Origin of the sequence: Demequina pilifera, assembly GCF_048814985.1 — a bacterium.
Taxonomy (GTDB): Bacteria; Actinomycetota; Actinomycetes; order Actinomycetales; family Demequinaceae; genus Demequina.
Genome location: NZ_JBMDTW010000006.1, coordinates 136111 through 159420 on the forward strand (window position 1 = coordinate 136111; position 23310 = coordinate 159420).

The following is a 23310-nucleotide window of genomic DNA, read 5'->3' on the forward strand; positions in this document are numbered from 1 at the left end:
GACATGAAGCAAGGCATCCACCCCCGCTACGAGTCGGTCGTGTTCCGCGACCGTTCCTCCGACTTCTCCATCCTCACGCGCTCCACTGCGACGTCGGAACAGACGGTGAAGTGGACCGACGGCGAGACCTACCCCGTGATCGACGTCGAGATCTCGTCGGCGAGCCACCCGTTCTACACGGGCCAGTCCCGCGTGGTCGACACTGCGGGCCGCGTCGAGAGGTTCCGCCGCCGCTACGAGGCGGGCCAGAAGTGAAGGTCCGCGCGAGCCTCAGATCGCTGGCGAAGAAGGACGGCGCGATCGTGGTCCGTCGTCGCGGCAAGACCTTCGTGATCAACAAGGCCAACCCGCGCTTCAAGGCTAGGCAGGGGTAGCGCCATGGCAGTTCCCAAGCGCAAGAAGTCGCGGTCGCGCACTCGATCCCGGCGCTCCCAGTGGAAGGCGACGTCGGCCGACCTCGTGCCAGTCACCGTCGACGGCGTCACCCACCGCGTGCCCCATCCTCTCGTCCGCGCAGTCCAGCGCGGTCTCATCCAGCCCGACGACAACCGTCTGGCGTGAAAGGAAACCCATGACCCTCACCCGCACCGACCTCGTCGCCCGCATCTCCGAGGCCTCGGGGATCACCCAGGGCCAGGCGGCCGATGCGCTCCGCGCCTTCGAGCAGACGGTCACCCAGTCGCTCGCGGCAGGGGAGACCGTGAAGCTCCCGGGCTTCGCACAGTTCGATACCGCAGAGCGGTCGGCGCGCACCGGACGCAACCCCCGCACGGGCGAGCCGCTGGAGATCCCGGCCGGACGCATCGTCCGCATCTCCGCTGGCGGGTCGCTGAAGTCGGCGGTCAAGACCGGCGGCTGACCTCGCGGCACCCTGCGCGGCCCCGGAGATCCCCTGTGGTCTCCGGGGCCGCGTCGCGCGGGGGGACAGGGCCGGGTCCGGACGGTGTCACGCGCCGATAGACTGTCGACGCACTTCCGTCCGACCCCTCAAGGAGCACTCAGTGGCACAGCCGTCCCGCCTCGACAACGTGATCTCGCTCGCGAAGCGCCGCGGCTTCGTGTTCCCGTGCGGTGAGATCTACGGCGGCACCCGCTCCGCGTGGGACTACGGGCCGCTCGGCGTGGAGCTCAAGGAGAACATCAAGCGTCAGTGGTGGCGCAACGTGGTCGCGAGCCGCGACGACATCGTGGGCCTCGACTCCTCGGTGATCCTGCCGCCCAAGGTGTGGGAGGCGTCGGGCCACATCGGCGCGTTCGTCGACCCGCTGGTCGAGTGCCTGAGCTGCCACAAGCGCTACCGCGAGGATCACCTGCTCGAGGAGTTCGAGGAGAAGAAGGGCCGCGCTCCCGAGGGAGGGCTCGCGGAGATCGCGTGCGCGAACTGCGGCAACCGCGGCCAGTGGACCGAGCCCAAGATGTTCAACGGGCTGCTCAAGACCCACCTGGGGGTCACCGAGGACGAGTCCGGGCTGCACTATCTGCGCCCCGAGACGGCTCAGGGAATCTTCGTGAACTTCGAGAACGTGCAGCGCACCTCGCGCATGAAGGTCCCGTTCGGCATCGGCCAGATCGGCAAGTCCTTCCGCAACGAGATCACTCCCGGGAACTTCATCTTCCGCACGCGCGAGTTCGAGCAGATGGAGATGGAGTTCTTCGTCAAGCCCGGCTCGGACGAGGAATGGCACCAGTACTGGATCGACGCTCGCACCGACTGGTACACGGGACTCGGCATCGACCGCGACAACCTGCGCCACTACGAGCACCCGGCGGAGAAGCTGTCGCACTACTCCAAGCGCACGGTGGACATCGAGTACCGGTTCGGATTCACCGGCTCGGAGTGGGGCGAGCTCGAGGGCGTCGCCAACCGCACCGACTTCGACCTCTCCACGCACTCGCAGCACTCGGGCAAGGACCTCAGCTACCTCGACCCGACCACGAACGAGCGCTACACGCCGTACGTGATCGAGCCCGCGGCCGGCCTCACCCGGTCGCTCATGGCCTTCCTGGTCGAGGCCTACGACGAGGATGAGGCTCCCAACACCAAGGGCGGCGTCGACAAGCGCACCGTGCTGCACCTCGACCCGCGCCTGGCGCCGGTCAAGGCCGCGGTCCTGCCGTTGTCAAAGTCCGAGGAGCTGCTGCCGACCGCATCGGCGCTCGCGCAGGAGCTGCGGGGCTCGTGGAACGTCGACCTCGACGTGACGCAGGCCATCGGCAAGCGCTACCGCCGACAGGACGAGATCGGCACCCCGTACTGCATCACCGTCGACTTCGACACGAAGGACGACCAGGCCGTCACCATCCGCGACCGCGACACGATGCAGCAGGAGCGCGTCGCGCTTGGCCAGGTGCAGTCCTACCTCGCCACCCGCCTCGTCGGCGCCTAGGTCCGCCGATGGGCGCGGGGCACTCGCACTCGCTCGAACGGCCTCCGCGGGCGTCCGAGCGCACCACGCTGATCCTGTCGGCCATCGTGGCCGTGGTGCTGTTCCTGACCACCGCCGGCGCCATGGCCGTGTGGCCCTCCGACTGGTCCATGCTGCGCTCCGTCCCCACCACCTATGAGGGCGCGGAGTGGGTGTCCGCCACGGTCGACTCGGTGGACGCCCAGACCGGTGTCGCCACGGTCACCATCTCCGGCGACGAGGAGTCCGGCGGGCAGGAGCTGCCGCCGGCCGATCTGGGGACGTTCGACTACGAGGAAGGCGACCACGTTCGGGCGCTCCAGCTCGAGACCGGGGAGCTGATCTTCGGTGACTTCGAGCGCGCGAGCCCCATGCTCGTGCTGCTCATCGCGTATGTGCTGCTCGTGGTGGGGATCGCATGGTGGCGAGGCATCGGAGCGCTGCTGGGCCTGGCGGCGGCATTCGGCATCATCATCTTCTTCACCGTGCCTGCGCTGTTCGACGGCGCGAATCCCCTGGTGACGGGCCTGGTGACCGGCTCCGGTGCCCTGGCGATGCTGTTGTACCTCGCCCACGGGTTCAACTCCCGGACCACGACCGCGTATTTGGGCACGCTCGCGGGGCTCACCATCACGGCGGTGCTCGCCTGGTGGGCCGTCGGTGCCTCGAACCTGACCGGGATCTGGTCCGAGGAGGGCGCGCACCTCGAACTGTCCGGGCGGTCCGTGGACCTCCAGGGACTCGTCCTGTGCGGCATCGTGATCGCTGGACTGGGCGTGCTGAACGACGTCACCGTCACGCAGTCCTCCGCCGTATGGGAGCTGCGCGCGGCCCGGCCCGACATCTCACGCTGGAACCTGTTCCGTCGCGGCATGCGGATCGGCCGCGACCACATCGCCTCGACGGTGTACACGATCGCCTTCGCGTATGTCGGAGCGGCCCTGCCTGCGATCATGCTGATCAGCCTCTATGACACGTCCGTCGGGTCGACGCTCACCACGGCGGAGATCGCCGAGGAGGCCGTGCGCACCCTCGTGAGCTCGATCGGGCTGGTGCTCGCCGTTCCGCTCACGACCGGGATCGCGGCCCTGGTGGTCGGCACCGACGCCATCGCTCGCGACGCGTCGCCTTCCGACGGCAGCGCGGGCCCGCAGGTGGCGAGGACGGCTGCGCCGACTGCAGGTGCGGCGGCTCTTGCCGACGCGCCGCCACCCGTACTCGAACCCGAGACACGCGACCGGCCGGACGAGTGAGCGCCGGGATCGGCGACAATGGAGGGATGAGCTCCACCGCCCCCGCTGCCACGCGCGTGCTGCCGCCGCTGCGCATCGGCCCCATCGAGGTCGACACGCCGGTCGTGCTCGCTCCCATGGCGGGCATCACCAACGCGGCGTTCCGCAGGCTGTGCCGAGAGCACGGCGGCGGCCTCTACGTGGCGGAGATGGTGACCTCGCGCGCGCTCGTCGAGCGCACGCGCGAGAGCATGCGCATCATCCACCACGACCCGGACGAGAAGCCGCGGTCCGTCCAGGTGTACGGCGTGGATCCCGCGACCATCGGTGCGGCGGTGCGCATGCTGGCTGAAGAGGACCGCGCGGACCACATCGACATGAACTTCGGCTGCCCCGTGCCCAAGGTCACGCGCAAGGGTGGGGGAGCGGTCCTGCCGTGGAAGAGGGATCTGTTCCGCGACATCGTGCGTGCCGCGGTTCGCGAGGCTGCCCCCCACGGGATCCCCGTGACCGTCAAGATGCGCAAGGGTATCGACGACGAGCACCTGACGTACCTCGAGGCTGGCGTGATGGCGGAGCAGGAGGGTGCGGCGGCCGTCGCCCTCCATGCGCGCACCGCCGCCGACTTCTACTCGGGCACCGCCGACTGGACCGCAATCGCGCGCCTCAAGGACGCCGTCACGTCCATTCCGGTGCTCGGCAACGGCGACATCTGGTCCGCCGAGGACGCTCTTCGGATGGTCGATCAGACCGGATGCGACGGAGTGGTCGTGGGGCGCGGGTGCCAGGGGCGGCCGTGGCTCTTCGGCGACCTGCAGGCCGCGTTCGAGGGGCGACCGGAGCGCGCGCAGCCGAGCCTGCGCGACGTGGCCGACACGATCTACCGCCACAGCGAGCTGATGGTGGCCTTCTACGACGGCGACGAGAACAAGGCCGTGCGCGAAATGCGCAAGCACATGGCCTGGTATCTCAAGGGCTACCCGGTGGGAGGTGAGCTGCGTCGGTCACTGGGACTGGTCGCCACTCTCGACGGCCTGCGCTCGCTTCTGGACTCGCTGCCTCTCGACACCCCGTACCCCGGCGAGGCCGCAGAGGGCGCTCGCGGCCGGCAGGGCACTCCCAAGCGGCCGGCGTGCCCCGAGGGCTGGCTCGATACCCAGGACATCACGCCCGATCTCGAGGCCCGCCTGCGTGAGGCGGAGCTCAGCGTCTCAGGCGGCTAGGGCATCGGCCCCGTCGCACGTCTCGTGCCCCGGGCCCCACGCCTCTCCCGCCCCTCGCCCTCGTCTTCCGCTCGCCCTGGTCTCCCGCCTCCCCGCTCGCCCTGGTCTCCCGCTTCCCCCCCCGCTGTCTCCCCGCAAATGTCGAAAAATGTGCAGATGCGGGGGCCGAAGTGCACGGTTTCTGACACTCGCGCCGGGAGGTGGGGGCCGTGGCGGGTGCCGCGCCGGGAGGTGGGGGCCGTGGCGGGTGCCGCGCCGGGAGGTGGGGGCCGTGGCGGGTGCCGCGCCGGGAGGCGGGGGCCGTGGCGGGTGCCGCGCCGGGAGGTGGGGGCCGTGGCGGGTGCCGCGCCGGGAGGTGGAGGTCGCCGCGGATGTCGCCCGGCGAGGTAGGGCTCGTGGCGCAGTCGCTAGCAAGCCCGGCCGATGCGGGCGCTCGCCGTGCGCGTAGGTGCGCGGCGAGCGCCGGTCGGAGGCCCGGCCGTATTAGGCGAGCCCGAGTGGAGGCTCGGCCCCCGCATCGGCCGCCGGACCGCCGCCGTCGGGCACCGGCGACTCATCGCGCGGCTCACGCGCGGGCACCAGCGTGAGCTGCACCATCCCGTCCCCGTAGCGGCGCACGTCCGCGACGGTGATGTGGTGGCGGTGCTCGGCGCCGGCGAACAGGGAGCGCCCCGACCCGATGACCGTGGGATGGATCGTCACGATCATCTCGTCGATGAGGCCCTCGTCGAGTCCCTGGCGGATGATGCTGCCGCCGTCAACGTACACGTCCTTGTCCCCGGCGGCGTCGCGAGCCTCCGCGATCAGGTTCGCAATCGGCGCCGAGGCCGGCCTCACGGTGGGCGGCGCGATGTCCAGCGGCCGCCCCGTCGCGACGATGATCGGCAGATCGCCGTATGGCCAGTCGATGTCGAAGTGTGACACCACGTCAAAGGTGCGGCGGCCCATGAGCATCGCGCCCACATCGGTCATGAAGGCTTCGTAACTCACAGCGTCGTCCGCGTGGTCGGCCCACGAGCCGCTTGCCATCGGGGCCCACTCCGGCCTGGCCGCCTCGAGCCAGCCGATGTCATCGTGAGGTCCAGCGATGAAGCCGTCGAGCGAACTGGCGATGTATGCGCGGACTCGTCCCATGTCCTTACGCTACGTCCAGCGCCGCCGACCCGCTCGGCAGCGAGCCGGATTGCTGCCTGCGTTCGAGGCGGAGCTTGATCGCGTCGCCGACCGTCGCGCGACACCAGTGCGGCCTGGTGGTGATGTTCTCGAAGGTGAGCCTGATCACTGTGTAGCCAGCGGCCGCGAGAAGGGCATCGCGCTCGAGGTCCCGCCGGCGGGCATGGTCGTCGGAGTGGTAGCGGCGACCGTCGAGTTCAACCGCGACGCCGGACTCCCGGTGGAGCATGTCGACCGTCAACGTCCGCTTCGCGACTCGTACCCGCGCCTGCCACTCGAAGCCTTCCCAGCGCGCACCGTTGAACACCTCGGTATGCGCCACGAACTCGAGATAGCTGGTCACCCCGCGCTCGTGTGCCGCCAGCACACGAAGCAGGTCTCCGCGGGCCCGCAGCCGTGGCTGCTTCGCGAGCGCGCGAGTGATGCTGGGGGAGTCCAAACGCGAGGTCCGGAGCAGGTCCAGCAGCAGCCCCGTTCTCGCGTGGCGCGGTGCGGCTGCCCACGCGTGCAGCGCGGCGAACTCCGGCACGACGGTGGTGATGGCGTCCAGGCGAACCGTCGGGACGTGCAGGTCGGTGCGTCGCACACGGACATGGGCCGGGGGCGGGCGCGTGATCGCTCGCGGCAGCAGGACGTCCACGGTGCCGTCCCATGGAATGTCGTACTGCCATCGGCGCAGCGCGGCGATGCCCGTGACGGCGCCCTGGGCCCCGGCCCACATCAGCGCGCTGGTGAGAAGGATGTGTGGGTCGCGGCATCGAGACGAGGCGGTGTAGATCCCGGGTGCCATGCGCGTCAGCAGCCCCAGTTCGAGAGCGCGGTGAAGGGTATGGGACGACCAGCGGGCGGTCAGCTCGGCACGCGAGCAGGCCCGCGGCGCCGACGCGGCATGCGCGATGAGCGACGTCATGCCGGCGTGCATGCGTGGGGAGGTCATGGGGCGGACTTTAGGTCCGCTGCGTCGCTGAGCACAGGCGAGATCACCGAACCTGTGGATATCCGGCGGGCATGCCGTCGCGATCCCCGCCCTCGCCGCCTTACACGCGCGCTTTCCGCTGCAAATGTCGATTCGCGTGCAGTAAGCGCGCCAAAGGTGCACGGATCTCGACACTTGCCGTGGGGGCGCGCTGACCACGCCAGGTGAACAGCTCGTAACGGCCGATGCGGGGGTGACGTGGGCTTTTAGGCTCCCGATAGCATCGAACGGTGAGCGACCTACCCGACGGCTACGAGCCGGCAGACGCCGAGCGCTGGATCACCGAGCCTCCCAAGGCCGCCCAGCGCACCCCATTCGAGCGCGACCGCGCGCGGATCGTGCACTCGAGCGCGCTGCGAAGGCTCGGCGCGAAGACGCAGCTGCTGGGGCTGGGCTCGGGGGACTTCGTGCGCACGCGTCTGACCCATTCGCTGGAGGTGGCGCAGGTGGGGCGTGAACTGGGCAAGGCGCTCGGGTGCTCGCCCGACATCGTCGACGCCGCGTGCCTCGCTCACGATCTGGGACACCCGCCGTTCGGTCACAACGGCGAGCGCGCGCTGGACGACATCAGCCGCGACATCGGAGGCTTCGAGGGCAACGCGCAGACGCTGCGCCTGCTCACGCGCCTGGAGCCCAAGTCGATCGACCCGGCGACGGGACGGTGCGTGGGCCTGAACCTCACTCGCGCGGGACTCGACGCGGTCGTGAAGTACCCGTGGCGAGAGCCCTCGGCCCCCCTTCGCGCCGACGGCGTGCCCTCCCGCAAGTTCGGCGTCTACGACCAGGACTTGGCCGTCTTCGAGTGGCTTCGCGACGGTTCGGTCGGCACGCAGCAGAGCTTCGAGGCGCAGGTGATGGACCTCGCTGATGACATCTCCTATTCGGTCCACGACGTCGAGGACGCCATCGTCTACCGTGCCGTCAAGCTGTCGACGCTGCGCGATCCGGGGCAGGCCCGTGCGGTGATGGCGCACGTGCGCGAGTGGTACGGATCGGGCGAGGACGAGCCGCTCGTCGCTGCGCTGGGGCGCCTGCAGGCCTTCCAGTGGTGGGCCGAGGACTACGACGGCTCGCGCCGGTCGCTGGCGGCGCTCAAGGACATGACGAGCCAGATCATCGGCCGGTTCGCCCACTCGATCATCCAGGCCACGCGCGAGCGGTACGGACCCGGAGCGCTCACGCGCCATCGGGCGTCGCTCGTGGTGCCCCAGGACACTCTCGACGAGATTCTGGTGCTCAAGGGCATCGCCGTGCACTTCCTCATGGCACCGCGCGAGATGAGCCCCATGTACGCCAAGCAGCGCCGTGTGCTCAAGGAACTCGTGGGGGCCGTCGCGGACCGCGGCGAGAACGCGATGGAGCCGCAGTTCGCGGCGGACTATCGCGAGGCATCAGGTGACGGCGAGCGGCTGCGGGTGGCTCTTGACCAGGTGGCGTCTCTCACCGACACCTCGGCATACAACTGGCACCACAAGTACTGCGAAAGCCAGAGAAGCGCGTCCTAGCGCGTCACTCGGGGACGGCCTCCGTGCGCCGTCGTGCCCGCAACAGCACCACCAGCGCCACGATCGGCAGCGCCAGCGGGACCCAGCCGTAAGCGGACCCATAGCCGGTCCACACCGTCTCGTCCGGCCACCATTGCGGCACCAGGTACCCGAGCGTCCCCACCGCCAGCACGCCCACCAGCTCAACGCCGGTTCCCCAGAGGGCGGCGGTGCGCCAGCCGCGCCACAGCGCGGCGGCGATGACCACATACAGCACGGCCGATGCGCCCGAGACGAGGTACGGCACCGGCGCCTCGGCCAGTTTCGTGGAGATCTGCACCACCGATCGCCCGGCCGCGGACAGGCCGAGCACGGCGTAGGCGACGATGAGCAGCAGGCGCCCGATGGGTGACATCAGGTCGCCAGGATGATGATCACGCGCCACGCCAGCACTGCCACCGCGACCGCGACGATCACGGCCGCGCCGCCGTCCACGCGCGCGATCTGGTCGGGCTGCAGCACCGGTCGGTTCGGGTCGGGGTCGAGCGCGGCGGCATCGGGAGCCCCCAGGCGGCCGATGCCGAGCAACGGCAGCAGCACGAGCGCAGCGATCAGGTACCCGATGGTCAGCACGAGTCCCGCGTCATTGCCGCTGAACAGCACCACCAGCACCGAGATGACCTGCACGGCCGTGACGATCCAGAACCCTGTCACGACCCACTCGAGAACGCGATGGAGGCGGACCTGGACGATGGTGGCGAGGCCGGCAAGGGCGAGAATCGCGCACGCTACAAGAACCGCGGGGTAGATCACCCCGCCGTAGAGCTCCATCTACTTCTGCTGGGACTGCTGCACGCGCATGGGCAGGCGCGACACCTCTTCACCGTCGATCGAGATGGCCCAAGCGAACATTCCGGCCTCGGCGAAGCGCAGGCCGTCGATGGTGAACGCGAAGCACGCCACCTGCTCGTCGCCGTCGACGAGGTGCGGGGGGCGTCCCAGGGTGAAGTCGCCGCCCATGGCGCGCACCGGCTGTGCCTTGCCGTCGGCGTCGGCGCGCAGGCCGATGGGGTACTCCTTGCCGTCCTCGGTCACGAGCTTGAGCTCGAACTTGTGGGAGGAGTTGGTCGCGGTGAACGGCACGTGGACCGTGGCGGCGACGGCCAGGCGACGATGCGCGGCCGGGAACTGTCGGACGTAGATGGTGTTCCATCCGGCGCCGAGGGCGTAGATCTTGCCCTGGACGACCTCGGCCGAGTCAGCCAGGAAAGCGTCGACTCTCACAGGTATTCCTTTCGTGGATGGTCTTCGCACTCAGCCTACCGACCCGATGCCGGTCTCGGGTTCGGGCGGCTCGACACGGGGCGGGGGCACGCGCGTGCGCGAGTAGGGTGATGCCGTGGCAGGCACCATCAATCGGGACGACATCGCGGCGGTCCGCGAGCGCGCGCCGATCGAGGACATCGTCGGGCAGCACGTGGCGCTGAAGAGCGCGGGCGTGGGCTCGCTGAAGGGGCTGTGCCCGTTCCACGACGAGCGTTCGCCGTCCTTCCATGTGCGCCCCGGAGTGGGCCGGTGGCATTGCTTCGGCTGCGGCGAGGGTGGCGACGTCATCGAGTTCGTGATGCGCATGGACGGCCTTCCCTTCGCCGAGGCCGTGGAGTATCTCGCCGACCGTGCCGGAGTGCAGCTGCGCTACGAGGCCGGCGGATCGTCGCGGCGCGAGGGCACGACCGGCCTGCGCAAGCGACTGCTCGAGGCCCACCGCATCGCCGCCGCCTACTTCGCCGAGCAGCTCGCCTCACCCGAGGCCCGCATCGGCCGAGACTTCCTCCGTGAACGGGGATTCGACCGCGAGGCTGCGGAGATGTTCGGGGTCGGGTACGCCCCGCAGGGCTGGTCGCACCTGGGCGAGCACCTGCGCGGCAAGGGCTTCACCGAGGAGGAGCTGCGCGCGACCGGCATGATGTCCGAGGGCGCGCGCGGTCTGTACGACCGCTTCCGTGGGCGCCTCGTGTGGCCCATCCGCGACGTCACGGGCGAGGTGATCGGCTTCGGAGCCCGCCGCCTGTACGAGGACGACCAGGGGCCCAAGTACCTCAATACACCTGAGACGGCGCTGTACAAGAAGGCGCAGGTGCTCTACGGACTGGACCTCGCGAAGTCCACCGTGCGGTCCGAACGCACCGCCGTGGTGGTCGAGGGCTACACCGACGTGATGGCGTGCCATCTGGCGGGGGTGACCAACGCGGTCGCGACGTGCGGCACTGCCTTCGGCTCGGAGCACGTCAAGGTGGTGAGGCGTCTCATGGGCGACACCGGTGGGCCGCAGACGAAGGTGGGGGAGTCGGGCGCCAAGGTGGTGTTCACGTTCGACGGCGACGAGGCCGGGCAGAACGCGGCGCTCAAGTCCTTCCAGCTCGACCACCAGTTCCTCGCGCAGACCTTCGTGGCCGTCGATCCCGAGGGGCTCGACCCGTGCGACCTGCGTCAGCAGCGGGGTGACCGCGGTGTCACGGAGCTGTTGGCGCGCCGCGTGCCACTGTTCGAGTTCGTGATCCGCACCGCGCTGCGCTCTCACGATCTCGACACCGCCGAGGGCCGAGTGGCCGCGCTGCGCGCGGCGGCCCCCGTGGTCGCTGGCATCAAGGACCGCGCGCTGCAGCCCGAGTACAGCCGCCGCCTCGCGGGCTGGCTGGGCATGGACACGGAGACGATCTCGCGCGCGGTCTCCGAGGCGGGGCGGTCGCGGCAGCCCGGCCCGGGAGAGCCGCCCCCGTCCACGGGCGCGATCCCCGCCCAGGACCGGGAGGGGCCGGCACGGCCGAATCCGCGCGACCCAGTGGTGCGTGCGGAGGCGATGTCGTTGGGCGTGCTGCTCCAGGCGCCCCGCGAGGCGGCATCCGACCCCCTCGGCGGCCTGGTGTTGAACGACCTCGACTCGACGGCGTTCACCGTTCCGCAGTACCGCGCGGTGTACGACGCGATCGTCGCTGCGGGCGGGCCGGGGAACGCTGGCGGAGACTGGGCCAACGCCGTGGCGGAGCAGGCGGGGTCGACCCTGGCCGGAGTCGTCTCGGAGCTCGCGGTGACGCCGCTTCCTCATGACAGGCCAGAGGCGCTCGGACACTGGGCGGGGACGGTGCTCGCTCGCGTCATGGACCTCAGTCTGACGCGCCAGATCGCGGAGGTCCGCGGTCGCATGCAGCGCGCGGGCGAGGGCACCGAGGGTCACCAGTCAGGCTTCGCGGACCTCATCGCGCTCGAGACCCGTAGGCGCTCTCTTCGCGAGCCCTGAGCGCCCTTGATCACGGTTTGATCGCGCTAGGGCAAAGACCGTGTGAACGCCGTGTGACGAGCGTGAAAAATCTTCGAGTCTCGGCAAGTCGGGCCCAATCGGGGCAGGTAGGTTCCGAGGAAGGCCGCGACGCCACCCGGCGCCGGCGCCTCGAAGAACCGAAAGGTGCGACTGTGAGAATCAAGTTCAACCCCATGGCTACGACCGCCCTGATGGGCGCGTTCGCCCTGACGCTCGCGGGCTGCGCAAGCGGCAGCGACGACGACGCAAGCGCGGAGCCCAGCGACGAGATGTCGCCTACTGCGGAGGCCACCGCCGACGCGATGGAGGGCGAGGGCCTTCCCGACTCGCTCACGCTCGCCCTGGTCCCGTCAGACGAGGTCGACCAGATCACGACCGACGGCGAGGCGCTCGCGTCATCGCTGTCCGACGAGCTCGGCATCCCCGTCGAGGTCTTCGTCCCCGACTCCTACTCGGCCGTGGTCGTCGCATTGCAGACCGGTCAGGCCGACATCGGCTTCCTCGGCCCCATCGCGATGGTGCAGGCCGAGAACGAGGCCGGCGCGGAGATCGTCCTGCAGGCCGTGCGCTACGGCTCGTCGGAGTACGTGGGCCAGTGGCTCACCAATGACCCCGACACCTACTGCATGGATGACGTGACGACCGAGGCGGACGAGGACGGCGTCAACTACTCGTACTGCAACGGTGCCACCGGTGGCTCTGGCCCGGCCGGCGCTGACGCGCTCGCCGAGATCGACCCGTCGACCGACATCGCGTTCGTGGACGAGAGCTCCGCGTCGGGCTACTACTTCCCGGCCACGCAGCTCGCCGACATTCTGGGCATCGACCCGCTGGTCGACCTGACGAACACCCAGTTCGCAGGCGGCCACCCGCAGGCCGTCCAGGCCGTCTACGACGGCGACGCCACGATCGGCATCTCCTTCAACGACGCCCGCACCGCCCTCGCGGAGGAGTTCCCGGACGTCGGTGAGCAGGTGGTGGTATTCGCGTACACCTCGAACATCCCGAACGACGGCGTGGTGGTCTCCGGTGACCTGAGCGACGAGGCACAGCAGATGATCACGGATGGCCTCATGGCGATCGCCGAGACCGAGGACGGTGCCGCGGCGCTCGCCGCGGTCTACGAGATCGACGGTCTCGACCCGGCGAACCAGGATGCCTTCGACAACACGGTGCGTCCGGTCGAAGAGACCTTCGGCGAGTAAACCGGACCTGCACTCTCCGCGGTGGTCGCCCCGTCTGGGGCGGCCACCGCGGACCGTTCTATGGAACAGTGAAAAAATGATCAGACTCAGCAATGTGACGGTGCGCTACCCGAACGGCGTGGTGGGCCTCGACGGTGTGGATCTCGAGATCCCGGACGGCCAGTTCGTCGTGGTGGTCGGCCTGTCGGGCGCCGGCAAGTCGACCCTCATTCGCGCCATCAACGGCCTCGTGCCGGTGACGTCGGGCTCGCTGACGATCGACGACATGGAGGTCTCCGGCGCCTCGAAGCGTGAGCTGCGTGCGATCCGCTCCCGCATCGGCATGATCTTCCAGTCCTTCAACCTCGTGAAGCGCACCACCGTCATGAACAACGTGATGATGGGCCAGCTCCACTCGATCCCCGCCTACCGGTCGATGTTCGGCGCATGGACCAAGGAGGAGAAGGAGCTCGCGTTCCAGGCGCTCGAGCGTGTAGGAATTGTGGAGAAGGCATGGACCCGTGCCTCGCAGCTCTCCGGCGGGCAGCAGCAGCGAGTCGCCATCGCGCGCGCCCTTGCCCAGGACCCCACGGTGATGCTGGCGGACGAGCCCATCGCCTCACTCGACCCGCCGACTGCCCAGCGGGTCATGAAGGACCTGCAGCGCATCAACCGCGACCTCGGCATCACCACCTTGGTCAACCTGCACTTCCTCGACATGGCGCGCCAGTTCGGTGAACGCGTGATCGGCATGCGGGACGGCAAGGTCGTGTTCGACGGCTCCGGCAAGGACGCGGACGACTCCGTGTTCGAGGACATCTACGGCCGCTCGCTGACCGCCGACGACGCACTCTCCGGGCAGGCATGAGCGTCGCATCGGCCGAAACCACCCGACCGCGCAAGCCGCCGCCGTCTCCTGGCGTCATCGCGGGGCTGATCCTCGCGGCCGCCTTCACGGTCTGGGCGGCGCTGGAGATCGACTTCACACTCGCGCCGCTGTGGCGGAACTTCGCGAACGGCTGGGAGATCATCAGCCAGTTCCTCAACCCCAACTGGCCCTTCGTGTGGCGCGTGTGGGACGCCTGGGTCGAGACCATCGCGATCGCGGTCGTGGCGACCGCCGTCGGCGTGCTCGCGGGGCTGATCTTCGCCTTCGGCGCGTCCCGCCTCACCAACCGCAGCGGCGCCATGTACCGAGTGGTGAAGACCGCGACGGCCGTGATCCGGTCGCTGCCGGACGTCGCCTATGTGCTGATCTTCGTGGCGCTGGTCGGGACCGGCTCTCTGGCGGGGATCCTCGCGCTCATCATGTTCAACATCGGCATCGCCGCCAAGCTCACCGCAGAGACGATCGATGCGGTCGACAGCGGGCCCCTCGAGGCGGCCGATGCCGGCGGATCGGGCACGTTCTCCCGCGCGCGCTGGGCGGTGCTGCCGCAGATCATGCCCAACTATCTCTCGTACTGCCTCTACATCTTCGAGCTGAACATCCGCGCGTCTGTGGTCATCGGCATCGCGGGCGGTGGCGGCATCGGATCGGTGATCAACGTGCAGTTCTCGCGCTTCAACTACGAGAACGTGTCCGCGGTGATGGTCGCGATCTTCGTGATCGTGCTGTTGATCGACCAGCTGTCTCAGTACCTGCGACGGAGGTTCGTGTGAGCGCCGAGCACGGGCAGGCGCCCGGGAACGCCTCGCGCGGCCCGCTCGCGCGCACGCCACGCCCCAAGCAGCCGTCCAAGACCCGCTCCACCGTGGCCTGGATCGCGCTCGCCGTGATCTTCGCGGGCGGCGCGTTCCTGTCGAACGCGCGCTGGAGTCACATCACCGGCATCTTCACTGACGGTGCGCGCTACTTCAGGCTCATGGGCGAGGGGCTGCTGCAGAACCCGTTGTCCGAGCCCTACAACGAGTACTGGGTGCTCGCCTTCGAGAAGATGATGGAGTCGGTCTACATGGCGTGGGTCGGCACCATGCTCGGCGCCGTCATCTCGATCCCGTTCGGGTTCCTCGCCGCCCGCAACGTCGCCGGGCCCATCACGGTTCAGATCACGCGAGTGATCCTCAATGCGATCCGTGCCGTGCCCGAGCTGGTGTTCGTCATCGTCATCATGCTGCCGATCTTCGGGTTCGGGCCCGTGGCGGGCGCGATCGCCCTGGGCGTGGGTGCGGTAGGCACGCTGGGCAAGCTCACAGCGGAAGCACTCGAGGGCATCGACCCCGGTCCCGTCGAGGCGGGGCAGGCGTCCGGTGCGTCCCGGTGGGCGATCCTGCGATGGGGTTACTGGACGCAGGTGCTGCCCGAAGTGCTCGCGTTCTGGCTCTACCGGTTCGAGGTCAACATTCGCGCCTCGGCGGTGCTCGGCATCATCGGCGCCGGAGGAATCGGTCAGCTGCTGAGCCAGCTGTTCAGCAAGCGGGACTGGGACCAGATCGGCATCACGCTCGTGGTCATCATTCTGGTGACCATCGCCGTGGACTCGATCTCGGGCGCCATCCGCCACCGCATCATCGCCGGATCCGCGGGCTCGACCACGTCCAAGGAGAAGGCCGAGGCCTCGTTGTAATCTGCCTCTCAGAGATCTCGAGGGGGAGACATGGCCCGTCAACGGGTGTCGGTGGTCACGCTCGGCGTCGGCGAGCTCGAGCGGGCGCGCCGGTTCTATGGCGCGTGGGGCTGGGTCGAGCGCGAGGGCTCCGACGAGGTGGTGTTCTTTCAGCTGAACGGTCTGGTGCTCGCACTGTTCCCGACGGCGGCCCTCGCCGACGACCAGGGGCGACCGGTGTCGGAGCTCGGCACCGGAGCGGTCGCGCTGGCCCAGAACTTTCACACCGACGCGGAGGTCGACGAGCGGTTCCACGCCGCGCTGAGCGCCGGCGCCCGCATGCTCAAGCGCCCGGCGAAGGCGCTCTGGGGCGGCTACAGCGGCTACGTCGCAGATCCCGATGGACACGTGTGGGAGCTCGCGGTCAACCCGTTCTGGGACCTGGAGGACGACGGGTCGGTGACGATCCCGGACGATTCCCCGGCGGCCTGATCCGGACATGCGAAAGGCCGGCCCGCGCTTGCGGACCGGCCTCGAGGTGGCTCCTCCAGTTGGACTCGAACCAACAACCTGCCGATTAACAGTCGGCTGCTCTGCCAATTGAGCTATGGAGGATCGCAGTCAGCGAGTTTACATGATCCCGTCACCCCGTCACGCCACCCGGAGGGCCGATGCGCGGGTCACGGATAGACTGGCGCGCGGCCGCCCTCGGGGCGGCTCAGGGCCAGTAGCTCAGCCGGTTAGAGCAGCGGACTCATAATCCGTCGGTCGCGGGTTCGAGCCCCGCCTGGCCCACGTCGCACCCCGGCAATACTGTGTCGCCATGAGCGCTTACGACTTCGACGCAGAGCCGTGGCGGTGGACCGGCAACGGCGCGCAATGGGTGTTCGTCACCGTTCCGGAGGGCATCGCGGACGAGGTCGAGTCGCTCCAGTCCGGTCGGGGCCGAGGTTTCGGCGCCGTGCGGGTGCGGGTCACGATCGGCGCCACTACGTGGGAGACCTCGATGTTCCCCTCGACCGAGCATGGCTCGTACATCCTGCCGCTGAAGGCCCCTGTTCGGACTGCCGAGCGCATCGTGGTCGGCAGCGCAGTGAATGTGCACATCGCACTTGTGCAGACGTGATCGACGCCCGGGCGATGGGCCAGCGGTTGTGGTGGCACGGACGGAACCGACCTAGGGTGGACAGATGAGCGACGACACGACTGAGACCAGGCCCTACGGCGGCAGCACCCGCGCCGCGTGGCTCGCCACGGCCGCCGGGATCCCCATCCACGTCCTGGTGTGGGCGATCATGTGGGGCCCCGGCGTCCAGCTGTTCGGCTCGCTCACCGACGCCCAGAGCACGCCGACGGTGGAGGACCCGACGCTGGGTTCGATCGCGACGGTCAACATCCTCGTGGTGCTGGTGGGCATAGCCGCCATCACCCACACCATCGGCCGGATCGTCTTCGCGCGCACCCGCGACATGCCGATCGGCAAGGCCGCCGTGGTGTTCGCGGTGATGGGCGCCGTGCTCGCCGTGGCGCCGGTGGTGTTCATCGCCGTGGGGCAGGAGGACGCGTGGGCCGCCACCGTGGCAGCCCTGGTGCTGGTGCTGGTGCCGGCCGTGGTGTCCGCCGGAGCGACGAGGGCGCTGCTGCCCGCTCTCGATCGCTACGCCGCGCTGAGGTCGGCGGTGATCGTGCTGATGGTCATCGCGGTCATCGCGGTGGTGGTCTTCACCTTCTACGTCTTCCTCGGTTAGCAGGGCGGACGCGCCGTTGAGGGGAGTGGACACGCCGTCCCGCGCGGGCCGACGGGCCGTGCGATAGCCTGGTCCCGCCACACAGCGAGGAGGGGCACGCATGGGCTTCATTCAGGCCGCCGCAGGAGCGATCTCAGGGACGCTCGCCGACCAGTGGATCGACTTCCTTATACCGCCGGACAACGTTCCGGCGACGGCGGTGGTGTTTCCCGCCGTCCTGAAGGGTCAGAACGCGGGGCGCGGCTCCAACGTCCGCCACTCCGAGAACATCATCACCAACGGCTCGAAGATCGTCGTCCCCGAGGGCTATGGCCTGCTGACGTTCCATGACGGACGCATCACGACGTTCGTCGCTGAGGCCGGCGCCTACATCTTCTCCGACGATGACCAGCAGGCGAAGTCGGTGTTCACCGGGGGAAGCTTCCTGTCCTCCACGGTGGAGAGCTCGTGGGAGCGCTTCAAGTACGGTGGCCAGCCAGGGGTCCAGCACCTGGCGTTCTACGTGAACCTCAAGGAGATTCCGAACAACCGGTTCGGCACTCAGGGGCCCATCTACTGGGACGATCACTACCTCAACACGCAGGCCGGCGCCGTGACCCGCGGCTCGTACACCTTGAAGGTCGTGGACCCGATCCTGTTCGTGAAGAGCATCGTTCCCGCGTCGTACATCACGGCCAATGCCGGCATCTTCGACCTCACGGAGGTCAACAACCCGGTGTCCGAGCAGCTGTTCAACGAGGTGGTGGGGTCGCTGTCCGCGGCCTTCTCGCGCTACACGAACGACGGCGAGCGCGGCAACCGCATCTCGCAGATCCAGGGTGACGCTCTCGGGTTCGCCAAGACGCTCTCGAGCGTGGTCGAGGAGCACTACCACTGGACCGAGCAGCGCGGCATCACGATTCATGCGGCCGTCCTGCTCGCCATCGAGTACGACACGCCCACCGCGACTCTGCTCGAGGACGTCCAGAAGGCCGATGCTCTCTCGGGAGGTCGCGGCGACTCGTTCCTGCGTCAGTCGGCCGCGCGCGGCATCCAGTCCGCGGGCGAGAACGGCGGCGGCGAGGGCCTGGCCTTCATGGGCATGGGCATGAACGCCGCGGGAGGGTCCGTCGGGGGCCTGATGCAGAACCAGCCGGGCCAGCAGCAGGCGCCACAGCAGGGGGTGGCGCAGCAGGCTCAGGCCGCAGAGCCGGCCGAGCCGAGCCCGGCGGACAAGATCCGTGAGGCCAAGGCGATGCTCGACGAGGGCCTCATCAACCAGGAGGACTTCGACGCTCTCAAGCGCAAGGCGCTGGGGCTGTAGCGGGCCGCGGGGGAGCGACCAGTGACACAGAGCAACGATGCCAATGGCGTGCCCGCGGAGCAGGTGCCCGATGCGACAATCATCGACACGACGACGGGCAAGGCGCATGGGCATGACGACTGCCCGCAGTGCGGATCAACGGAGATCACCCGCAAGGGAAACACGCTCAGCCTGATCTGCCAGTTCTGCCGCTACGAGTGGGTGGGCAGCCGGCTCGAGGACACTCACGGCCTCGGCGAGGGCATCGATGAGCTGTCAGGCCGCGTCTACACCTCCGGCGCCGCCGACATCACCAGCGACGACACCCTGGTCACGATCAAGTGCACGGGATGCGGCTCAGAGGTGGTGGTGGACACCGCACACTCTCTCGAGTCCCGCTGCCACTGGTGCCGGTCGATCCTGTCGATCAACGACAAGATCCCGAACGGCGCAGTGCCCGATGGCGTGCTGCCGTTCAGCATCTCCAAGGACGAGGCCGTCAGGCGCATCGCGGCGTTCGTGGACAAGCGCCAGTTCTTTGCGCTCAAGAAGTTCAAGGAAGAGTTCACCCCCGAGAACGTGATGGGCGTGTACATGCCGTACATGACCGTCGACGGCAACGTCGGGGCGCGGTTCCACGGCCAGGGCGAGGTGCTCACGCGCCGCTACAGCGTCAAGACCGGCAAGAACAGCTCGACGACGTACTACGACGCGAACGTGTTCGACGTGGTGCGCGATTTCGACCTTCACATCGACGATCTCATCGTCGAGTCCTCGGCCTCCCGCTCGAACATCGACAACCGGGCCAACACGAACAACATCATCAACTCGCTGCTGCCATACGACGTCAAGGAGATGGTGGCCTTCGACAGCAACTACCTGGGCGAGTTCTCGGCCGAGAAGCGTGACCTCAACATCGACGACGTGGCATCGCGCGCGCACACCCAGTTCCTCACCATGGCCCGCGAGTCGATCCGCGACGACATCACCGGCTACGACCGCGGCGTGCGGTGGACCCACGAGCAGCTGACCGTCCACGGCAGCCGGTGGGCCTCAGTGTTCCTGCCCGTCTGGCTATACAGCTACGCCCAGAAGATGGACGACGGCCAGGTGATGGTGCACTACATCGCCGTCAATGGCCGCAGCGGAGCCTGCATGGGCAGCGTGCCTGTCAACAAGCGGCGGCTATGGGGCGTGACCCTCGCCGTGTCAGGCGTCACCGCCGCGATCTCGTGGCCGCTCGCGATCATCGCGATGGCATCGGGGGCATGATGATGGACCTCTTCCTGACAGCGTCCGGGCTCACTCTGGCGAGTTCGAGCGACGGCGATGGCGCCGGCTGGATCGGAATCGCGCTGCTGATCCTGCCGTTCGTCGTCGGCTGGTTCCTGTACCGCACGATGTACAAGCGCTACCGCAATCAGGACAAGCGCTACGAGTTCGAGACCACCACGTCTGCGGTCCGCAGCAACCTCCGGCGCTGGGACACCTTCGTGCGCGAGCACAAGCGACAGCGCAACCGAGAGATCACGGGCCGCAACGACGACGATCCCCTGCAGCGAGCCGGGCACGTCGCCGTCGAGGAGGTGGAGACGGCGCGTCAGGCTCAAGAGGCGCGCGAGGCGCAGGAGCCGCGCCTCGCCCAGGAGCCGCGCACTGCCCAAGGGGAACGTGCCGAGCAGACGCCCCGCGTGGCGGAAGGGCCGCGAGAGACCCAGCTGCCCGTGCGAGAGGACCCCGGTCGCACAGACCAGTGACGCGCGGGCACCCGTGCTATCCCAGCCCCCGGTGCTTGAGCGCCGGCGACATCCCGCGGTCTGCCTGACGCAGCAGTGACTGAGCGGTGCCGGAATCGAGAATGAGCTCGGTGATGGTCTTCGCGCGAAGCGCCGCCAGCAGCGCGGTCGCCTTGGCCGGTGCCGCGACCACCGCGATGCGGCACGGAATCCTGCGCAGCTCGAGCGGCGTGGGCCCGCTGGCGCGCATGTTGATGGCGATATCGCGCCATGAGCCGTCGGCGCGCATGAACACGGTGCACACGTCGCCGACGACCGCATGGGTCGCGAGTGCCCGCCGATCGGCCTCGTCGAGATAGCCCGACGCGTAGACGTGCGACGGCATGGGGGAGTGGATCGACCCCACGCCGAACAGCGCGACGTCGGCGCGCGCCTGTGAATCGAGCACCTGGCGCACGGAGCGTTCCTGCCACATCATCTCGCGCGTGCGCGGGAAGTCGAAGAACGCCGGCACGGGAAACGGCATCAGCTTGGCGTTGAAGGACCGTGCGATCGCGCTCATCTGCTCGGCTCCGAAGGCGAGCCCGGTGGTGCTGGGCGACACCGATCCATTGAGCTGCACCACCGTGGCGCTCTCCAGAGGGTGGTTGGCCAGGTGCGCGATGATCCCTGACACCGTGGTTCCCCAGGCGACGCCGAGCGTCATCCCGTCGTGGAACCAGTCGGGCAGCGTCATCGCCGCGAACCGGGCCACTCGGTCAAGGCGCTCCGCGTCGCCGAGCGGCTCCTGCACACGCACCACATGGGCGCGGATCGCGAAGCGCTCCATGATGTCCTGCGCGATGCCGCTCGTGGTGTCGGCGTCCCGCACCTGGATTCGCACGATTCCCGTGTCACGCGCGGCCTTCAGCATGCGCGACACCGTCGATCGAGATTGGCCCATGCGCCGCGCCACGGCCTCCATCGTCTCGTCCTCGAGGTAGTACAGCCGGGCGGCCTCTCTCATCAGATCGTCCCGCGTGCCTATTCCGGCGCTGCCCGACTTGTCACGAGTTCCCATAGCCGCCTCCCGTGGCTGCACGTATGTGCACACCGGTTGCTCATTCGTTCACCCTAGGTTCTCATGAAGGTGACGAATGGAGACGAATCGCACATGAGAAGCACCCTCACCCCGGAGAGCAGAATCGCCGACCTCGAGTCGATGAGCGACGAGAACGGGCTCGACGTGCTCGTGATCGGCGGCGGCGTCACCGGCGCCGGCGTCGCGCTGGATGCCGCGACACGCGGCCTCCGCACCGGCATCGTCGAGGCGCAGGATTGGGCCTCCGGCACATCCTCGCGGTCCTCGAAGCTGGTGCATGGCGGGCTGCGCTACCTGCAGATGCTCGACTTCCACCTGGTGCGCGAGGCGCTGACCGAGCGGGACCTGCTCATCACCGAGCTGGCGCCCCACCTGGTCGAGCCCGTGTCCTTCCTGTATCCGCTCGAGAACCGGGTGTGGGAACGCGCGTACGTGGGTGCGGGCGTCGCCCTCTACGACACCCTCGCCTCGGTGAACGGCCGCAGGCGTCGTGCCCTTCCGGTCCATCGCCACCTCAGCCGCACCGGCATGAGCGAGCAGTTCCCTGACCTGCGCCATGACGCGGCGATCGGCGGGATCCGCTACTGGGACGCATCCGTCGATGACGCGAGGCTCGTGCTCACACTCGTCCGCACCGCGGCCTCATACGGCGCTCTCGCGGCCAACCGCACGCAGGTCGTCTCCCTCACGCACTCGTCGGTGGGAGCCGTCACGGGCGCCGTCGTCGAGGATCTCGAGACGGGAACGCGCCACACGATCAAGGCTCGCCATGTCATCAACGCCACGGGAGTGTGGACCGAGGAGACTGAGTCGCTCGCGCAGTCCGAGGGCGGACTCAAGGTGCTCGCCTCGAAGGGCGTGCACATCGTCGTTCCGCGCGAAGCCATCCGGGGCGACGTGGGGCTCATCCTCCAGACGGAGAAGTCGGTGCTGTTCGTCATTCCGTGGTCGCGGTATTGGATCATTGGCACCACGGACACTCCGTACGACTTCGACCCCACCCACCCTGTGGCGACCCGTACCGACATCGACTATGTGCTCGAGCACGCCAACGCTGTGTTGGCCCGTCCGCTCACGCACGATGACGTGATCGGCACGTGGGCGGGCCTGCGGCCGCTGCTGCAGCCTGGAACCAAGGATGGGACGTCGTCGGCAAAGGTCTCGCGCGAGCACACGGTCGCGTCGCCGGCACCCGGGATGACGGTGATAGCGGGCGGCAAGCTCACGACGTACCGGGTGATGGCGAAGGATGCCGTGGACTTCGCGTTGGGTTCGCGAGCCAAGGCCCTCCCGTCGATCACCGACCGGATCCCACTGTGGGGCGCCGAGGGACTCAAGGCCGTGAAGCGTCAGGGACCCGCGCTCAGCGCGCGGTACGGATGGACACGTGCGACGTTCGACCACCTCACGCACCGGTACGGCTCGGGCATTTCCCAGCTTCTCGACGCGGTGAGCGCGCAGGAGGACCTGGCGCTGCCGCTCGAGCACGCGCCCGCGTACCTGCGCGCCGAGATCCACTTCGCGGCCACGCACGAGCAGGTGATTCACCTCGAGGACGTGATGATGCACCGCACGCGCTTGGTGTACGAGGTCGAGGACGGGGGCCTGGCGGCAGTGCCGGAGATCGCCGCGATCATCGCCGCCGTTCACGGGTGGGACGAGGAGCGAGTCGAACGTGAGATCGCGTCGTATCGGGCTCGTGTGGAAGCCGATGCGGCCGCCGCCCGCGAGCCGAGCGACAGCGAGGCGATCGCCGCGCGGTCCATCGCATCGGACATCGCGCCGATGCTCGCGCTGGCCGGATCGGAGGCAGACGACAGCTCCCATTAGCCGCGATGCCCGTGCAGGCATCACTCGGCGACGTTGGTCGCCCCCCCCTTCTCACAATGACGTGAACGAAAGGAAGTCCCCGTGTCTGAAA

At 68.7% G+C, this 23310-nt stretch carries 26 protein-coding genes and 2 tRNA genes; 21 read left to right on the forward strand and 7 right to left on the reverse strand.

Annotated elements, in window-relative coordinates; all coding sequences use genetic code 11:
* The first annotated feature begins 3 nt into the window (after positions 1–3).
* The 7 genes from ACNI14_RS11830 to dusB all read left to right on the forward strand — a co-directional run bounded on the left by ACNI14_RS11830 (position 4) and on the right by dusB (position 4860).
* A complete protein-coding gene (locus ACNI14_RS11830; RefSeq protein WP_420520248.1) occupies positions 4–255 on the forward strand; it encodes a type B 50S ribosomal protein L31 in 252 nt (83 codons plus the stop codon).
* Positions 252–374, forward strand: coding sequence for a type B 50S ribosomal protein L36 (gene ykgO, locus ACNI14_RS11835; protein WP_420520249.1), 123 nt, complete (start codon positions 252–254; stop codon positions 372–374). The genes ACNI14_RS11830 and ykgO overlap by 4 nt, the downstream gene beginning before the upstream one ends.
* 4 nt (positions 375–378) lie before the next feature.
* A complete protein-coding gene (gene rpmF, locus ACNI14_RS11840) occupies positions 379–561 on the forward strand; it encodes a 50S ribosomal protein L32 (protein WP_420520250.1) in 183 nt (60 codons plus the stop codon).
* Positions 562–571: 10 nt separating this feature from the next.
* Positions 572–859 carry an HU family DNA-binding protein gene (locus ACNI14_RS11845; RefSeq protein WP_420520251.1) on the forward strand — a complete coding sequence of 96 codons (288 nt, stop codon included), beginning with the start codon at positions 572–574 and terminating at the stop codon, positions 857–859.
* A gap of 142 nt (positions 860–1001) precedes the next feature.
* The gene (locus ACNI14_RS11850) at positions 1002–2387 is read left to right on the forward strand and encodes a glycine--tRNA ligase (protein ID WP_420520252.1); all 1386 of its coding nucleotides are present in this window, start codon (positions 1002–1004) and stop codon (positions 2385–2387) included.
* Positions 2388–2395: 8 nt separating this feature from the next.
* The gene (locus ACNI14_RS11855) at positions 2396–3658 is read left to right on the forward strand and encodes a YibE/F family protein (RefSeq protein WP_420520253.1); all 1263 of its coding nucleotides are present in this window, start codon (positions 2396–2398) and stop codon (positions 3656–3658) included.
* A gap of 26 nt (positions 3659–3684) precedes the next feature.
* Positions 3685–4860, forward strand: coding sequence for a tRNA dihydrouridine synthase DusB (dusB, locus tag ACNI14_RS11860; RefSeq protein WP_420520254.1), 1176 nt, complete (start codon positions 3685–3687; stop codon positions 4858–4860).
* Between the two features lie 483 nt (positions 4861–5343).
* On the opposite strand, the gene ACNI14_RS11865 is transcribed toward dusB, so the two are convergent.
* On the reverse strand, positions 5344–5994 hold the full coding sequence (locus tag ACNI14_RS11865) for a dihydrofolate reductase family protein (protein WP_420520255.1): 651 nt from the start codon (positions 5992–5994) through the stop codon (positions 5344–5346).
* A 4-nt stretch (positions 5995–5998) separates the two neighbouring features.
* The gene (locus ACNI14_RS11870; RefSeq protein WP_420520256.1) at positions 5999–6970 is read right to left on the reverse strand and encodes an endonuclease domain-containing protein; all 972 of its coding nucleotides are present in this window, start codon (positions 6968–6970) and stop codon (positions 5999–6001) included.
* A gap of 269 nt (positions 6971–7239) precedes the next feature.
* Between ACNI14_RS11870 and ACNI14_RS11875 the strand changes: the two genes are divergently transcribed.
* On the forward strand, positions 7240–8514 hold the full coding sequence (locus ACNI14_RS11875; protein WP_420520257.1) for a deoxyguanosinetriphosphate triphosphohydrolase: 1275 nt from the start codon (positions 7240–7242) through the stop codon (positions 8512–8514).
* Positions 8515–8518: 4 nt separating this feature from the next.
* Here the strand turns inward: ACNI14_RS11875 and ACNI14_RS11880 are convergent, their stop codons facing one another.
* Genes ACNI14_RS11880 through ACNI14_RS11890 form a run of 3 tightly spaced genes read right to left on the reverse strand, consistent with a single transcriptional unit; the run spans position 8519 to position 9777 of the window.
* A complete protein-coding gene (locus ACNI14_RS11880; protein WP_420520258.1) occupies positions 8519–8908 on the reverse strand; it encodes a hypothetical protein in 390 nt (129 codons plus the stop codon).
* Positions 8908–9324 (reverse strand): hypothetical protein, encoded by a 417-nt coding sequence (locus ACNI14_RS11885; RefSeq protein WP_420520259.1) that lies wholly within the window; start codon positions 9322–9324, stop codon positions 8908–8910. The genes ACNI14_RS11880 and ACNI14_RS11885 overlap by 1 nt, the downstream gene beginning before the upstream one ends.
* On the reverse strand, positions 9325–9777 hold the full coding sequence (locus ACNI14_RS11890) for a DUF6941 family protein (RefSeq protein WP_419392197.1): 453 nt from the start codon (positions 9775–9777) through the stop codon (positions 9325–9327).
* A gap of 115 nt (positions 9778–9892) precedes the next feature.
* Here ACNI14_RS11890 and dnaG point away from each other — a divergent pair, with 115 nt between their 5' ends.
* The 6 genes from dnaG to ACNI14_RS11920 all read left to right on the forward strand — a co-directional run bounded on the left by dnaG (position 9893) and on the right by ACNI14_RS11920 (position 16034).
* On the forward strand, positions 9893–11791 hold the full coding sequence (gene dnaG, locus ACNI14_RS11895; protein ID WP_420520260.1) for a DNA primase: 1899 nt from the start codon (positions 9893–9895) through the stop codon (positions 11789–11791).
* A 194-nt stretch (positions 11792–11985) separates the two neighbouring features.
* Positions 11986–13017 carry a phosphate/phosphite/phosphonate ABC transporter substrate-binding protein gene (phnD, locus tag ACNI14_RS11900; protein ID WP_420520261.1) on the forward strand — a complete coding sequence of 344 codons (1032 nt, stop codon included), beginning with the start codon at positions 11986–11988 and terminating at the stop codon, positions 13015–13017.
* A 76-nt stretch (positions 13018–13093) separates the two neighbouring features.
* Positions 13094–13864 carry a phosphonate ABC transporter ATP-binding protein gene (gene phnC, locus ACNI14_RS11905; protein WP_420520262.1) on the forward strand — a complete coding sequence of 257 codons (771 nt, stop codon included), beginning with the start codon at positions 13094–13096 and terminating at the stop codon, positions 13862–13864.
* Positions 13861–14658 carry a phosphonate ABC transporter, permease protein PhnE gene (gene phnE, locus ACNI14_RS11910; RefSeq protein ID WP_420520263.1) on the forward strand — a complete coding sequence of 266 codons (798 nt, stop codon included), beginning with the start codon at positions 13861–13863 and terminating at the stop codon, positions 14656–14658. Before phnC ends, phnE (ACNI14_RS11910) begins: the two co-directional genes overlap by 4 nt.
* Positions 14655–15563, forward strand: a complete 909-nt coding sequence (gene phnE / locus ACNI14_RS11915; RefSeq protein ID WP_420520264.1) for a phosphonate ABC transporter, permease protein PhnE — start codon at positions 14655–14657, stop codon at positions 15561–15563. The genes phnE (ACNI14_RS11910) and phnE (ACNI14_RS11915) overlap by 4 nt, the downstream gene beginning before the upstream one ends.
* Before the next feature lie 30 nt (positions 15564–15593).
* Positions 15594–16034 (forward strand): VOC family protein, encoded by a 441-nt coding sequence (locus tag ACNI14_RS11920; RefSeq protein WP_420520265.1) that lies wholly within the window; start codon positions 15594–15596, stop codon positions 16032–16034.
* Positions 16035–16081: 47 nt separating this feature from the next.
* Here ACNI14_RS11920 and ACNI14_RS11925 read toward each other — a convergent pair.
* Positions 16082–16157: transfer RNA gene (locus ACNI14_RS11925), tRNA-Asn, on the reverse strand.
* A 106-nt stretch (positions 16158–16263) separates the two neighbouring features.
* On the opposite strand from ACNI14_RS11925, the gene ACNI14_RS11930 reads away from it, so the two are divergent.
* The 6 genes from ACNI14_RS11930 (at position 16264) to ACNI14_RS11955 (ending at position 20329) form a co-directional block, all read left to right on the forward strand.
* Positions 16264–16337 (forward strand) — tRNA-Ile (locus tag ACNI14_RS11930).
* Positions 16338–16365: 28 nt separating this feature from the next.
* Positions 16366–16668 carry a DUF1905 domain-containing protein gene (locus ACNI14_RS11935; RefSeq protein ID WP_420520266.1) on the forward strand — a complete coding sequence of 101 codons (303 nt, stop codon included), beginning with the start codon at positions 16366–16368 and terminating at the stop codon, positions 16666–16668.
* 64 nt (positions 16669–16732) lie between these two features.
* Complete coding sequence (locus ACNI14_RS11940) at positions 16733–17290, forward strand: hypothetical protein (protein WP_420520267.1); 558 nt, start codon at positions 16733–16735, stop codon at positions 17288–17290.
* 100 nt (positions 17291–17390) lie between these two features.
* The gene (locus ACNI14_RS11945) at positions 17391–18593 is read left to right on the forward strand and encodes an SPFH domain-containing protein (RefSeq protein WP_420520268.1); all 1203 of its coding nucleotides are present in this window, start codon (positions 17391–17393) and stop codon (positions 18591–18593) included.
* 21 nt (positions 18594–18614) lie between these two features.
* Complete coding sequence (locus ACNI14_RS11950) at positions 18615–19844, forward strand: TFIIB-type zinc ribbon-containing protein (protein ID WP_420520269.1); 1230 nt, start codon at positions 18615–18617, stop codon at positions 19842–19844.
* Complete coding sequence (locus ACNI14_RS11955) at positions 19841–20329, forward strand: hypothetical protein (protein WP_420520270.1); 489 nt, start codon at positions 19841–19843, stop codon at positions 20327–20329. The genes ACNI14_RS11950 and ACNI14_RS11955 overlap by 4 nt, the downstream gene beginning before the upstream one ends.
* A gap of 16 nt (positions 20330–20345) precedes the next feature.
* Here ACNI14_RS11955 and ACNI14_RS11960 read toward each other — a convergent pair whose 3' ends face one another.
* Complete coding sequence (locus ACNI14_RS11960) at positions 20346–21314, reverse strand: sugar-binding transcriptional regulator (RefSeq protein WP_420520271.1); 969 nt, start codon at positions 21312–21314, stop codon at positions 20346–20348.
* 147 nt (positions 21315–21461) lie between these two features.
* Between ACNI14_RS11960 and ACNI14_RS11965 the strand changes: the two genes are divergently transcribed.
* Positions 21462–23219, forward strand: a complete 1758-nt coding sequence (locus tag ACNI14_RS11965) for a glycerol-3-phosphate dehydrogenase/oxidase (protein WP_420520272.1) — start codon at positions 21462–21464, stop codon at positions 23217–23219.
* Positions 23220–23310 lie beyond the last annotated feature (91 nt).

Coding starts and splice junctions, on each gene's coding strand:
- ACNI14_RS11830 (WP_420520248.1), top strand. CDS start 4: ATGAAGCAAGGCATCCACCCCCGCTACGAGTCGGTCGTGTTCCGCGAC.
- rpmF (WP_420520250.1), top strand. CDS start 379: ATGGCAGTTCCCAAGCGCAAGAAGTCGCGGTCGCGCACTCGATCCCGG.
- ACNI14_RS11845 (WP_420520251.1), top strand. CDS start 572: ATGACCCTCACCCGCACCGACCTCGTCGCCCGCATCTCCGAGGCCTCG.
- ACNI14_RS11855 (WP_420520253.1), top strand. CDS start 2,396: ATGGGCGCGGGGCACTCGCACTCGCTCGAACGGCCTCCGCGGGCGTCC.
- dusB (WP_420520254.1), top strand. CDS start 3,685: ATGAGCTCCACCGCCCCCGCTGCCACGCGCGTGCTGCCGCCGCTGCGC.
- ACNI14_RS11865 (WP_420520255.1), bottom strand. CDS start 5,994: ATGGGACGAGTCCGCGCATACATCGCCAGTTCGCTCGACGGCTTCATC.
- ACNI14_RS11870 (WP_420520256.1), bottom strand. CDS start 6,970: ATGACCTCCCCACGCATGCACGCCGGCATGACGTCGCTCATCGCGCAT.
- ACNI14_RS11880 (WP_420520258.1), bottom strand. CDS start 8,908: ATGTCACCCATCGGGCGCCTGCTGCTCATCGTCGCCTACGCCGTGCTC.
- ACNI14_RS11885 (WP_420520259.1), bottom strand. CDS start 9,324: ATGGAGCTCTACGGCGGGGTGATCTACCCCGCGGTTCTTGTAGCGTGC.
- phnD (WP_420520261.1), top strand. CDS start 11,986: ATGGCTACGACCGCCCTGATGGGCGCGTTCGCCCTGACGCTCGCGGGC.
- phnC (WP_420520262.1), top strand. CDS start 13,094: ATGATCAGACTCAGCAATGTGACGGTGCGCTACCCGAACGGCGTGGTG.
- phnE (WP_420520263.1), top strand. CDS start 13,861: ATGAGCGTCGCATCGGCCGAAACCACCCGACCGCGCAAGCCGCCGCCG.
- ACNI14_RS11920 (WP_420520265.1), top strand. CDS start 15,594: ATGGCCCGTCAACGGGTGTCGGTGGTCACGCTCGGCGTCGGCGAGCTC.
- ACNI14_RS11935 (WP_420520266.1), top strand. CDS start 16,366: ATGAGCGCTTACGACTTCGACGCAGAGCCGTGGCGGTGGACCGGCAAC.
- ACNI14_RS11940 (WP_420520267.1), top strand. CDS start 16,733: ATGAGCGACGACACGACTGAGACCAGGCCCTACGGCGGCAGCACCCGC.
- ACNI14_RS11945 (WP_420520268.1), top strand. CDS start 17,391: ATGGGCTTCATTCAGGCCGCCGCAGGAGCGATCTCAGGGACGCTCGCC.
- ACNI14_RS11955 (WP_420520270.1), top strand. CDS start 19,841: ATGATGATGGACCTCTTCCTGACAGCGTCCGGGCTCACTCTGGCGAGT.
- ACNI14_RS11960 (WP_420520271.1), bottom strand. CDS start 21,314: ATGAGAGAGGCCGCCCGGCTGTACTACCTCGAGGACGAGACGATGGAG.
- ACNI14_RS11965 (WP_420520272.1), top strand. CDS start 21,462: ATGAGAAGCACCCTCACCCCGGAGAGCAGAATCGCCGACCTCGAGTCG.